The organism is Flavobacterium sp. UMI-01 (assembly GCF_019656315.1).
In the GTDB taxonomy this organism is placed as follows: Bacteria; Bacteroidota; Bacteroidia; order Flavobacteriales; family Flavobacteriaceae; genus Flavobacterium.
This window is the reverse complement of record NZ_BPLU01000038.1, coordinates 300,566-313,402: the sequence shown is the minus strand read 5'-3', so window position 1 is coordinate 313,402 and position 12,837 is coordinate 300,566. Positions and strand designations below refer to the sequence as shown.

9 protein-coding genes are annotated in these 12,837 nt (G+C 33.9%); 4 read left to right on the top strand and 5 right to left on the bottom strand.

Features of this window, described 5'->3' with window-relative positions:
- Positions 1–231 precede the first annotated feature (231 nt).
- Both K5R64_RS11935 and K5R64_RS11930 read left to right on the top strand, forming a co-directional pair.
- On the top strand, positions 232–531 hold the full coding sequence (locus K5R64_RS11935) for a hypothetical protein (RefSeq protein ID WP_220763709.1): 300 nt from the start codon (positions 232–234) through the stop codon (positions 529–531).
- 310 nt (positions 532–841) lie between these two features.
- Positions 842–2,113: an Ig-like domain-containing protein gene (locus tag K5R64_RS11930; protein WP_255580363.1), complete on the top strand. Its 1,272-nt coding sequence runs from the start codon at positions 842–844 to the stop codon at positions 2,111–2,113.
- A 280-nt stretch (positions 2,114–2,393) separates the two neighbouring features.
- Here K5R64_RS11930 and K5R64_RS11925 read toward each other — a convergent pair whose 3' ends face one another.
- Positions 2,394–3,257 carry a family 16 glycosylhydrolase gene (locus K5R64_RS11925; RefSeq protein ID WP_220763707.1) on the bottom strand — a complete coding sequence of 288 codons (864 nt, stop codon included), beginning with the start codon at positions 3,255–3,257 and terminating at the stop codon, positions 2,394–2,396.
- Between the two features lie 360 nt (positions 3,258–3,617).
- On the opposite strand from K5R64_RS11925, the gene K5R64_RS11920 reads away from it, so the two are divergent.
- The gene (locus K5R64_RS11920) at positions 3,618–5,105 is read left to right on the top strand and encodes an alpha-L-fucosidase (RefSeq protein ID WP_220763706.1); all 1,488 of its coding nucleotides are present in this window, start codon (positions 3,618–3,620) and stop codon (positions 5,103–5,105) included.
- A gap of 741 nt (positions 5,106–5,846) precedes the next feature.
- On the opposite strand, the gene K5R64_RS11915 is transcribed toward K5R64_RS11920, so the two are convergent.
- From K5R64_RS11915 to K5R64_RS11900, 4 genes are read right to left on the bottom strand one after another with little or no spacing between them, the layout of a single operon-like run.
- Positions 5,847–7,907, bottom strand: a complete 2,061-nt coding sequence (locus K5R64_RS11915) for a glycoside hydrolase family 2 protein (protein ID WP_220763704.1) — start codon at positions 7,905–7,907, stop codon at positions 5,847–5,849.
- A gap of 25 nt (positions 7,908–7,932) precedes the next feature.
- Positions 7,933–9,141, bottom strand: a complete 1,209-nt coding sequence (gene uxuA / locus K5R64_RS11910; protein ID WP_220763702.1) for a mannonate dehydratase — start codon at positions 9,139–9,141, stop codon at positions 7,933–7,935.
- Positions 9,142–9,159: 18 nt separating this feature from the next.
- Positions 9,160–9,990, bottom strand: a complete 831-nt coding sequence (locus K5R64_RS11905; RefSeq protein ID WP_220763700.1) for an SDR family oxidoreductase — start codon at positions 9,988–9,990, stop codon at positions 9,160–9,162.
- 6 nt (positions 9,991–9,996) lie between these two features.
- A complete protein-coding gene (locus K5R64_RS11900; protein WP_220763698.1) occupies positions 9,997–11,208 on the bottom strand; it encodes a hypothetical protein in 1,212 nt (403 codons plus the stop codon).
- Between the two features lie 153 nt (positions 11,209–11,361).
- Between K5R64_RS11900 and K5R64_RS11895 the strand changes: the two genes are divergently transcribed.
- A complete protein-coding gene (locus tag K5R64_RS11895; RefSeq protein WP_220763696.1) occupies positions 11,362–12,657 on the top strand; it encodes a hypothetical protein in 1,296 nt (431 codons plus the stop codon).
- The last annotated feature ends 180 nt before the right edge of the window (positions 12,658–12,837 follow it).

Sequence of the window (12,837 nt, the reverse complement as noted above, 5' to 3'; positions counted from 1 at the left end):
TTTTTACTGAAAATTGACTTGAAGCTTTTACTTGGAACTATTTTATAAGGATAATTACAAATTAGAGTAGTTGAAAAGATTACAAATAACAGGTGAATTATCTTAAAATTGCGATACCTATTGCAATAAATGATTCCGTTTATATAATAAATGTCTTTAATGTAACAGACATTTTATTGTGAAGCCTTGTGTTTTCTATATTTGTGTGATAACCAATAAATGAATATTATAATGAAAAAATTAATTGTATCAGCGTTTTTAGTAATGTTGACATTCAATGTTACTGCACAAGAAGTAAAAAATATTGAAGGAGCTATAAAAGAATTAAAATTAGAAGAAAGTCAAGCCAGTCAATTACGAACTTTTGTTAAAGAAAAAAATGAAAAAGTAAAAGAGGTTAAATCTCAAGGTTTATCTGCTGATGAAGAGAAAGAAAAAGTTAAAGCAATAAACCAAGCACATTTTGCAAGAGTAAATAAATTACTAGGTAAAGAAAAAATGGTTGAGTTTGAAAACTATTGGAAAAATTAACAACAGATTTCATTAAATGTTATAGTGATTAAGATAGGGCTTCGATTTACAATAGGAGCCTTAGTTAATTTAAGGAAAATAGATTGTTTTGGAATGTTTCAGTGACAAATTACAGATTTGCTAATTTGAACTTTCTTAAAGATTTTTACTATTTATGAATGACATTATTTACGAGTCAGTTAGTGATAAAAACAAAAAAATAAACCCGTGTTCAGTTATTGTCTAGTAATAAAATCATTAGGTTATTATTCTAAAAAATATATTTGCGAATAGCTATAATCTCTTTTCAAAAGAATTAATTTTAAAAACTATGCAAACAAAACAATTTATAAAAATCAAACATCAAATTAGTACTCTTTTTATAACAATGGTTATTTTATTCAGTTGTAGTAGTTCTCCTAATGAAGAACCTGCAACTGTAAATAGCAAACCTACAGCCCAAGACGATAATTTAACAGTAAATAGAAATAGTAGTTCAGGAGTGGCTAACCAAGTGACGGTTTCTTCCAATGATAACATAGGTAATGATGGTGGTAGTGGTGATAATTTTAAATTATTGTCAAATGCCACAAATGGTACGGTGACTGAAATTAGAGACGGGGTTTTTGAATACCTGCCTAAAACCAATTTTCATGGATCCGATAGTTTTACCTATACCATAACTGACAAAGATGGCGACAAAGCCACTGCAACTGTTCAAATTACAGTAAATTTTGTATTAGTCGCTTCAGATTTTAACAATATCGATCCTAATTTACCTTCTTTTGTATCCTTACAAAATACCACACCTGAGGGGAAAAAATGGGTGAAACAAGAAAACTTATCGGATGAATTTAACAGTTGGGATGCTAATAAATGGTTTAAATCGACTTGGAATTACGGTGTTCCTGTTTTTATGTCAACCTCTAATACGAACTCAGGAGTTGCTGATGGAAATTTATGGATAAAAGCTACGTTGAATGAAAGTAATCCGGAAGGGCGCTGGTTTCAGTCGGCTAGGATACACTCTAAGACTAAGATTAGTTACCCTATGTACACTGAGGCGAGAATTAAAGCAGCACATATTTCGGCCTACAATACTTATTGGCTAAATAACGGAAACTCCACAAATAGAGATGAGATTGATATTATTGAAAACAACTCAAAGCCTTCTTGTGGTTGTCAACCTAATTTTCCATTGCAAATGAACTCGCAATATTTTCATGCGGATTCAAATAAAACGCCAATTGAAATAAGAAATGAGGATAATTTTCATCAAAACAATTTATCAAGTGTGAATCCGCTTAAAGGAGTAAAGTGGAACGAAAACTACCACACTTTCGGGGTTTGGTGGAAAGATTCTAAAAACATTCAATTTTATCTTGATGGTGAGCCAGCGGGTAAGGTAGTGGTAGGACAAGACCGTTCAGGACAAACCTATATCAATCGTGAGTTTACAAGAGAATTAGAGATCATTTTTGACCTATGGACAGCCGATGCTAGTTGGCTAGGTGGTCTTGCATCCAAATCTGATTTAGGGGATAATTCAATCAATACAATGAAAGTGGACTGGGTAAGAACTTGGAAATTAGAAAATAAATAAGCTCAATTATTGGTCACAAAAAAGAGTTAAAACTATGAACTTTAGTGCATTTCGCTTTAGCTTCTAAAAATTTTAGCCACAGATTATAAAGATTTAAAGGATTAATCGGTGCTAATCTTTTTAATCTGACAACCAAATCTACGGGCTTTCAGTTCATAGTAGTTTAGTTATAGTGATTGAACAGCTTTGTAGCTATAAAGGTTATTCTGGAAAAACATCCTAATGGTTTTTCAGAATAACCTTTTTGATTTATAAAGTATGGAGATATTTTCTACAATTGTTATTTTTTCTGCCAAGCTCTAAAATATTTCACACGCATTTCTCCATTTAAGCGGTTGTCATCAGGTAAGGCGCCAAACCATTTGTTGGATTCACAATTGAAATTAATTTCTAGTGGCTGGTGCCAATGCGTATTTTTAGCTTCTCTAAACAAGATGCCGTCAATGTAAAACCGAATGTATTCAGGCGTCCATTCTAATCCCCAAACATGATAATCAGCTTGTAATTCTTTTGGGAAATAATATTTTTCGGTTCTGGAAAAATGAGCTTTTACATTGCCTTGATTTTCGGGTGATTTAAAAACGTGAATATTCGAATTCAAATCATGACGGTTTTGCAGTACTCCTGGGGCATTTTCGCAAATATCAATTTCTGTCCACCAGTCTTTGCTTACATTGGTCATCCAAAAACCTGATACCCAAGGAGCATCCATCAATTTGCATTCAGCTTCAAAATAACCGTATAAAAATTGTTTTTTGCTTTTAATAAATCCTGTTGAGTGTGTAAAACCCTCGGGTAATTTTTCATCTCCATGTTGGTTCACCTTAATCACTAATTCACCTTTGTTTAAACTGATATTTGAAGGGTGAAAATACGTGGGCTGACGGCCTTTCCATTTAGGGTTATTAGGAAACCATTTAGTTTCGTTCAAATTATTCGAATCAAATTCGTCTGAATACTCTTTTAGCAATACCCATTTTGAACTGTTTTTTTGGTCTGAAAGCGGAAACGTATTATTGAGTCTTTTAGGTGCTTTTTCTAACGTAATAGAATCAGCATATTTTTTGGGAGGTATAGTTAAATCTTGGGAGTAGGCATTTGTTAAAAAAGCCATAGTAAGTAGTAGGATGATTTTTGTTTTCATAATAATAGAGATTAGTAATATTTTATAGTTGGTTTTAGGTACTATATAATAGGAATTTAAAGTTTAAATATAATGAGTTCTATAGGGGAAGAAAAACGCATGCACTAGAGTGCTACTTAAAAAACCAAATGTGGTACTTTTTAATCAAATCTTATTATTTGCCCACCTATATTTCTTTTTCCAATAAAAAGACATACGAGATTTGAAAATGTATTTATGAGTAAATATTGATTGTAAAAACCATTTGTGGTGGGGATAAATACATTTGAAAAGCTTTTAATAAATGGATTGAAATATTTTTGGTTGATCAAAATGAGCTAAAAAAGATAAACTCAAAATATAGTAAGAATTGAAAGTAAGATGAAGAAAAAAATAAATATCACCTTAGTACTTTTTTGTGTAACGATTAACCTATTCTCGCAAGCTAAAAAGGAAGTTTTTAAACCTGACTGGGAATCCATTAGAGCAAATTATAAAGTTGCCGAATGGTTTAGAGATGCTAAATTTGGAATCTTTTTGCATTGGGGACCGTATGCTGTACCTGCTTATAGTAGTGAAAAATATCCAAAAGGCATTTATGACCAAAAATGGAGTAAGGGTGGAACAAAACCTTATACCTATCATAGAGAACATTACGGAGAGCCATCTCAATTTGGTTATAAAGATTTTATTCCTCAATTTAAAGCTGAGAATTTTGATGCCAATGAGTGGATTACGCTTTTCAAAGAAGCAGGAGCGCGTTATGTAGTTCCAGTTGCCGAGCACCATGATGGATATGCGATGTATAATTCTAAGTTTACAAGATGGAATGTGGTGCAAACAGGACCAAAGAAAGATGTAATGAAAATGCTTTCGGATGCATGTCACAAACAAGATATAAAGTTTGGAGTTTCTTCTCACTTTGCTTACAATCGTTTATACTACAAACGTGATGATCCAAGTTGGGATACTAATGACCCACAATATTTTGATTTATACGGAAAACCAGTAAAAGAAGGGGAAAAACCCACACAAGAATACCTTGATTTATGGTGGAATCGTACAACGGATATTATCGATAACTATAAACCTGATTTATTATGGTTTGATTATGGATTAGATGATGAAGGATTCAAATCGGTACACAAGAAAATTTTAGCATACTACTATAACAAAGGTGTCGAATGGAAAAAAGAAGTGGTTTTTCAAGATAAAAACATGAAGTACGAATCGTTTCCTGAAGACTTAATTGTGCTTGATTTAGAGCGTGGTCGCATGGACGGTATCAATAAGTATCCATGGCAAACGGATACTTCAATTGGTAAAATTTCCTGGGGTTATGTCACTACCGAGGAATACAAAACTTCGGATTACTTACTAGACGAATTGATTGATATTGTCAGTAAAAACGGTTGTTTGCTATTGAACGTTGGGCCTAAAGCTGACGGAACTATTCCTGCTGAAGCTCAGTCTATTTTAAAAGATATGGGGAAGTGGATTAAAATTAATGGTCAAGCAATCTTTGATACACGCCCTTGGAAAATTTATGGTGAAGGCCCTACCAAAGTGAGTAAAGGAAATCATACTGAAAAAGAAAACAAAGATGCTGTAGCCGAGGATATCCGTTTTACAGCCAAAGGAGATGTGTTGTACGCTACCGCCTTAGCTTGGTCTGAAAAAGGAAATTATACCATCAAATCATTGGCATTAAATAATCCATATGAAAAAAGAGCAGTAAAATCAGTTCAGTTTGTTAGTGGACCAAATAAAATAAACTGGAAACAAACGGCGGAAGGATTGGTTATTGATGTCCAAGGAAACAAACCTTGTGAGTCGGCTTATGTCTTTAAAATTGAATTTAAAAAATAAAATACCCATCGAAACTTGAACTGTTTTGGAAAAAAGTCTTTAGAATTTTAATCTAAAGTCTTTTTTTATGTTTACTACGCATACCCTATATCTATAGGGGGTAATTACGAACGAGCCTGCCAATGGGAATCGTTAATTAATAGCATAGCGGGGCGTGAAGAATCTAAAGGAAACTGTCATTTAACGAACAGAAACATAATATTAGGCTTCTCAGTGGGTTAGCAGACATTAGACAGCAAAGTCCAATTAGTTGGACGTAAACAGAGGTGGCAAATTATGTCAATTATTGTGAAAGAGATATGAGTTAACCGTAAGAGGTTTGTAATATAACTTAGGCAAAGAAGAGCAAATAGTTGAAGTAAAGTGTTATTCCAGAAGTGACACTGTCCCAAAAAGTGTGTAAGTTGAAAAGTTTAGGCTTCGGTTTTTATAATCGGAGCCTTTTTTTAAACTTAACTTTGTCTCCTACTTTAATAGCGGATTTGTATTAAAAATAATAGTTTTAACATAGGTTACTAATCATTTGTAATTATGTTTAGTTATCTCAATTCCATTAACATACTGTGATATAGGAATTATTTTAATTTAAATAGGTAGTAATTCACTGAACTTTCCTCAAAAAAGTGTCTAACATTTTATGGTAGTCTACAGTCGAACTACAGGTTTAATTTAATTCTTTGGTTTATTATTCTATTTCATTGGAAAAAAAGTATGAGTGTGTAAATTTAGTTTTGTATTCTTTTAATCCAAAATCCAGTTTACATCATCGGTTAATTTTCCAGCTTTTATTTCAATATGATTATTACCCTTAGCTAGTTTTATTTTTTTGAATTCGATGATTTTAATATCCGATGTTAGTTTTTGAGTGGCTATTTTTTTGCCATTTAACCAAAGGGTTGCTGTGGGTTGATTGGTATAAACTTTAACGGTTGTCTCTGTTTCTTTTCGAATGGTATTTCTTCTTTCAGCAATGTATAGAACCGCTTCTTTTGACCAATTGGTTTTGTAAAAATAAAAGGCATCTTTTTTTGTAGTACGATCATAGGTTACTAAGCCTTTGTGGTTTAGATTAGTCATACCACCGCGATTCCAACCCGCTACTGAGAAATCGAAAATATTCCACACAAAAGAACCCCATACAAAAGGGCGGTCTTTGATGATTTTCCAACTGATTTCATGACACAGGCTTTGGTCCATTTCTGGGAAATTTTGTCCAAAAGGTTTGTCTTGAATACTATTATTTTGGTTTGCTATATTGCCACCAGCGCCATATTCACTTATACCTAATGGAATAGTAGGATATTTTGAATGGGACTCATCTAGCCATTTTCCTAAATCTTCGTATTTGCCATAATACCAACCATAGTATTTATTCCAAGCTTGTAGGTTAGTTATGTTTTCCATGAAACCTTCGATTCCTCGATCGCTTGCAGAAGCTGTGGGACGAGTAGGGTCGAGTTGATGGGCTAGTTTGTTTAATTCTTCGGTTAATTGGACACAAGCCTCTGATTTACTGTTGTAGGCCCGAACCTCATTCCAAAGTCCCCAAGTAAAAATCGAAGGATGGTTGTAATTTTGTAGAATTAATTCCGTCAATTGCATTTTGGCATTTTCTTGTTCACGACCACTATAATCATGTACAAAAGGAATTTCCGTCCAAACCAAAATTCCTTTTTCATCAGCGAGTTGGTAGGTTAAGTCAGCATGCTGATAATGTGAAAGGCGTAGAGCAGTAGCGCCAATTTCATCGATGATAGCCATATCTTTATGGTGTTGTTCAGCAGATAGTGCGGGGCCTGTTTGTTTCCATTCTTGGTGCATCGCAACACCATATAAGCGGTAATCTTGATGGTTTAATTGGGTTCCTTTTTCGGCGGTAACTTCAAAAGTTTTCAGTCCAAACGTTTGATGAATTTGGTCTGTTTTGTTATTAGCTTCAAGGCTAATTTGGACAGTATATAAATGCGGATTTTTTCGACCGTTCCATAAAATAGGATTTTTGATTTCGAAAAGGGTAGCAACTAGGCTGTCTTTTTTGAAAGGAGGAAGTACTTGCTCTTTTTGTGCAACTATTTGATTTTTGGCATCGACTATTTTATATTTGATTTTTGAATTGGTTGCCGATTGGGTTGATAAATGGGTACGAATTTCGATCGTGGCGGCTTCTTTTTTTATTTCTTTTTGAGCTACAAAAACGCCAGATGAAGCATAAAAAGTGGGAGAAATGTTCGTTTTGGGTGTAGAAAAAATTTGAACAGGACGATACATTCCGCCATAATGATTGAATAGGTTATCATCAACAGGAATCATTTTGAAATTAGGAGCATTACTAACTTTGACTGCTATGTTTACTGGTGTGTTTTGAGTTATAAAATCGGTTATTTCATAACAAAAAGCGGCATAACCTCCTTTGTGTTCCCCAATATTTTTTTCATTGACATACACCTGAGCTTCTTTGCCTACGGCTTCAAAACGGATAAAAACGCGTTCGTTTACCATCGCTTCCGGAATGCTAACTTGGGTACGATACCAAGCTTCCCCTTGATAATAGCCCATGCCATTTATAGCATCCATGGAGTAGGTGTGAGGTACGCTTACTTTTTGCCAATCGGAGGTGTTGAAATTGATTTTTTGGGCATTATAATGAACTCCTTTTGCGAAAAGCCATTCAGTTAGATTAATATGGTTTCGTTCTTTAACAAAAGGAATTTGAGCTTGTAAAGTTAGAAAAGCGTGTAAAATAAAAAGAGTGAATAGCTTTTTTGCTTTCATTTGTGATAAGTCGTTATTTAATGGTTCCATACCATTTTTATTTAAAAATTAATTTTCAATTTTCTTTTAAGCTTCTTTCGATTGCGGTCATCATTCCCGAAAGTTCCGATAAGCCTTTTAGTCGACCAATCAAAGGATAGCCAGGATTTGACTTTCGATTAAAATCATCTCCAATTTTAATCCCATGATCGGGTCTAAAAGGAATTTTAAAATCCAATCGGCCTTCTTTTTTTCGTCGTTGTTGTTCTAGTAATAAATCTTTTATTAAGGAATACATATCGACACATCCTTCTAAATGATGTGCTTCATAAAAACTATAATTATCTTCCCGTTGTGTAGAGCGTAAATGCACAAAATGAATTCTATCTGCAATTGATTTTACGATATTTTTAAAATTATTTTCTTTTCTAACAGCTAGGGAACCAGAACAAAAAGTAATACCATTGTTGATAGAATCGTATTGTTTCAAAATCCATTCTACATCTTCCTGAGTGCTGACAATTCTGGGTAGACCTAAGACAGAAAAAGGAGGATCATCAGGATGGATACACATTTTTATACCATAAGAATCAGCAGTCGGCATGATGTCATTTAAAAAGGAAGTCAAATTTTTACGCAGTTGTGCGGCATTAATATTTTTATAATTATCTAAAAACGATAAAAACAATTCTTTATAATTAGCAGCATCAGATGATACGGCTCCATCAATAAATCCTTGGGTTAAGACAATAATGGAATGCGCAATTTTTTCTTGGTCTTCTGGACTTAATGAGTTAATGATGTTTTCTGCTTTTTTAATAATTTCAGCAGGATAGTCATTTGCCGCCCGAGGTCTTTTTAAAATATAGATATCAAAAGCTGCAAAAGTGGGATAATTAAAATACATAGTTTCCGCACCATCAGCAAATTTGTAATGAATATCTGTTCGAACCCAATCCAATACAGGCATAAAGTTATAACAAACGGTATTGATTCCGCATTTACCTAGGTTTTCTAACGAAATTTTGTAATGCTGTATTAGTCGTTCTCGATCATAGTTAGCGGTTTTTATCCCTTCTGAAACGGGTAAGCTTTCCACTACAGACCACTGCATGCCATAGGATTCTATTTCCGATTTTGTTTTTAAAATTTCTTCCATTGTCCAAATTTCTCCATTTGGAATATGGTGTAGAGCAGTAACAATGCCTTCTACACCAAATTGTTTAATTTCTTTTAGAGTGACAGTGTCTTTTGGACCAAACCAGCGCCATGTTTTTTGAAGCATTTTAAATAATTTATTATGTTAAACACCACTAAAAGCATTAAAACCACCATCTACAGGTATTACTACTCCCGTAACAAACGAAGATTGTTCAGAACACAACCACTCTACGGTACTGAGTAAATCCTCGGGTTTACCAAAGCGTTTCATAGGAGTTTGGCTTAGAATAGTGTTTCCTCTTTCTGTTAAACTGCCATCGGGATTGGTCAACAATGTTTTGTTTTGTGCGGTTAAAAAAAATCCGGGAGCAATAGCATTTACTCTAATTCCAGTTTCAGCAAAATAAACAGCCATCCATTGGGTAAAATTAGAAATACCCGCTTTTGCAGCACTATAGGCGAAGACTTTGGTCATGGGTGAATAGGCGCTCATTGATGAAATATTGATAATGCTACAACCTTTTTTGTCCAACATGTCTTTTCCGAAAATTTGTGAGGGAATAAAACTGCCCATAAAATTTAAATGAAGTACGTTTCCAACTGCTGTATCATCTAAATCAAAAAATCCACGTCCATCATTGAGACTGAAATCGAATTTTGATGTGGAAGTGGTCGCATCAGGATGATTTCCTCCTACGCCATTTATTAGAATATCACAAGAACCTAATTTTTTATTTACTATTTGATGCGCCTTTATTAAATCCTCTTTTTTTAAAACATCTGCCACAATTGCTATTGAAGTCCCACCGTTTGAATGAATTTGATGGGATATTTTTTCAAGTTGATCCATGGAGCGTCCTATAACCGCCACTTTGCAACCTAATTTTGCTAAGTGAAGAGCCATTTCGGAACATAATATTCCTGAACCTCCTGTTATAACAGCGACTTTATCTTTAAAATTGCTAATATCCATTCTGTTTTATTTTTCGTAACTGTAATCTTTTCGTTTTTTGTAATCCAATACTTTTTGATATTCTTTGTTGATGCTGTCTCCTTTTTGCAAACTCAAATCACAGTCAAAACGGCGCAAATAATTCCATTCACCCAAAACATGAGATAATCCCCAAGTAATTCCTGGTCCAGGTAGGGTGTCGGTATCCGTAAAACCACCTTCACGATACACGCCTCCGGCCTCGGGTTTTTCTAAACCATGTTTTACTGGATAAAAGTTGATGCCATCTTCCGAAAACTGTATGCTATTAGCTTCTGGACCTTCGCTCAAAAAGGCGCAAACTCCTTTTCTATAAGGCCAAACGATGCATTCGTGTCCACCTATTAATACGGGGTTGTAAGCTGATTTAATATAAGGACCTTCGGGTTTATTGGCAATAGCAACTCCAATAATAGCATTGGGCATATCGGCGAATTCTTTGGTGAATTCTCCCTTTGAAATATTGGGTTTCCATGGTACTCGACCAGCACTTTTGTAATACATAAAATATTTTCCTTCTCGAGCGACAAAAGTAGGGTCGTGTACTACTTCGCCATCCCAAGCGGTTTCTGAACCTACTTTCAAGATTGGGTTATCCAAGCGATGCCATGGTCCATTAGGAGAATCGGCCCATGACATTCCGATTACATTTTTATTAAAATCACCTGCTGTTACATAACTTCCTGCCCAACGCGCTTGTTTTAGACTTCCAGCCGCTTGGTAGGCCAAATAATATTTTCCATTGGCTACTAAAATATCAGCCGTAAAAACGGAACGGTGGTCGTAGGCTCCTTCGGGGCCACGATGTACTGCGATGCCTTGTTCTTCCCATTCATAGCCATCCTTGGAGGTAGCATACCAAATATCACATAAATCCCAATGAAAAGCTCTAGTGTCAGCTCCAGCTTTTTGCGGACCAACCAATTCCGTCTTGGCTTGAGGTTTGGTGTACCATACATAATATAATCCATCGGCTTTAATTATACTTGAAGGATCCCTGCGTGTAACCCCTTTTTCATACCCGATGCCTTTTACGGGAGTAAATTTAAACTGAGTATTGAATTCGTTGTATTTGTCAAAACGTATTTTACTTTCTCTAAAACGTTTATATGAAGCACTTATTTTTTCTTGTGCATTTAAATGAAAACAAAGACTAAAAGTGATTAAACTAATAAGTAGGAAAGGTGTTTTTTTAATCATAATTGAGAATAGTTTTTTATAAAATAAAAAGGTTAGTGTAAATAATAATTAAAATGCTAGTGAAATTAATCTGCTAGGTAAATTTAAGTTGTGTAATCAAAATATAACCTTTAATTTGCTATGCAAAACTTATACAAAATTTTGCATACTACTATGTCAGATAAGGAATGCCTAAAAATTGTACTATCAGAAATTGAAAAAAAGCTAAATTGGGAAGACGCTTCTTTATGGAAAGAATCCGACTATATCAAGTTAACCAAAATGATATCCGAAAGCGCTTCTATATCCATAAGTCCGCACACTTTGAAAAGGCTTTTTGGAAAAATTAAATATAAAGACCAATACAATCCGCAACAAGCAACAAAAGATGCCTTGTCTATTTTTTTAGGATATTCCAATTGGGATGATTTTGTAGCAGACCAAAAAAAGAATACACTGCATTCGGTTCCAGATGAAAAAAAGATAACTACTAAAGATAGAAAGAAGAAAATTAATTTTAATTTTTATTTAATAGTGATTTTGGTTGGGATTTTTTCTGTTGCGGGTTTTTATTGGTTTGGGAATCATACTATAACTAAAAGTAGTTATCAGTTTGTTATGAAAGATTCAGTAGGACAAGTTCCTTTTACTGTACCCATTCATTACGATTTAAGCAAAGTGAATTCAGATAGTTTGTATGTTGATTTTAATTTTGAGCATCCTTACTTAGGAAAACAAATTGTTAAATTGCCTAAAGCCGATTCTACTATCAATTTCACCTATCAAATACCTGGGTTTTATTATATCAAATTAAAAAACGGACGGGATACCTTATGCAAAAGAAAAGTTTTGGTCGAATCAAAAAATTGGAACAGCTATTTTGTACCCGAATCTAAACTGGGAAAATTTTGGTTAGATACAGAAATACCACAATTGCAAAAATCAGATGGGAATTTATATTTTTCGCCTCAGTATTTATCAACTAAAGGTTTTAATACGACTAAAGTCTATTACTTGATGCATAGACTGTTTAAAGAATTTAAAATTGACGGTGATAATTTTGAATTGGAAACCCGTTTTAAAAGCGGAAAGTCTTTGGGCGGAATCACTTGTTATGATTTTATTATCAGGCTAGTTTGTCAAAGTAATACACATTATCTGAACTTAATGGAGGAGGGATGTTCGCAATTTGCATCCCTAAAGTTTGGCGACTTTCTTAAAGACGGTGCAACAGAAAATATGTCTAAATTTAAAATGACACTTGATACTTGGAATACTTTAAAAATTACAGTAAAAAATAAAAATGTTCTGATTTTTCTCAATGGAGAAATAATAGGCCAAGGAAATTACCAACAACCCACAGGAGCCATTGTAGGTATCGTAAATTTATCAAAAGGAAGTGGAAGGGTTGATTATATTAGAATCAAAGATTTAAAAACGGCAGTTGAATTTAGAGAAGATTTTGATTAGTAGTAGTTGAAAATAATTTGGGACCAATTAATATTTCGGATTTAATTGCAACTTAAAATTTGAATTTAATAATGGAAGTTTAAAAGGGGTAAAAGGCTCAGTCGTTAAGTGATTGAGCTTTTTTTTATATAGGGATTTATTGAAAACGAAACATTTTAGGCTGTTTGGTATAGGTGATAA

Coding starts and splice junctions, on each gene's coding strand:
- K5R64_RS11930 (WP_255580363.1), top strand. CDS start 842: ATGCAAACAAAACAATTTATAAAAATCAAACATCAAATTAGTACTCTT.
- K5R64_RS11915 (WP_220763704.1), bottom strand. CDS start 7,907: ATGGAACCATTAAATAACGACTTATCACAAATGAAAGCAAAAAAGCTA.
- K5R64_RS11905 (WP_220763700.1), bottom strand. CDS start 9,990: ATGGATATTAGCAATTTTAAAGATAAAGTCGCTGTTATAACAGGAGGT.
- K5R64_RS11895 (WP_220763696.1), top strand. CDS start 11,362: ATGTCAGATAAGGAATGCCTAAAAATTGTACTATCAGAAATTGAAAAA.
- uxuA (WP_220763702.1), bottom strand. CDS start 9,141: ATGCTTCAAAAAACATGGCGCTGGTTTGGTCCAAAAGACACTGTCACT.
- K5R64_RS11935 (WP_220763709.1), top strand. CDS start 232: ATGAAAAAATTAATTGTATCAGCGTTTTTAGTAATGTTGACATTCAAT.
- K5R64_RS11920 (WP_220763706.1), top strand. CDS start 3,618: ATGAAGAAAAAAATAAATATCACCTTAGTACTTTTTTGTGTAACGATT.
- K5R64_RS11925 (WP_220763707.1), bottom strand. CDS start 3,257: ATGAAAACAAAAATCATCCTACTACTTACTATGGCTTTTTTAACAAAT.
- K5R64_RS11900 (WP_220763698.1), bottom strand. CDS start 11,208: ATGATTAAAAAAACACCTTTCCTACTTATTAGTTTAATCACTTTTAGT.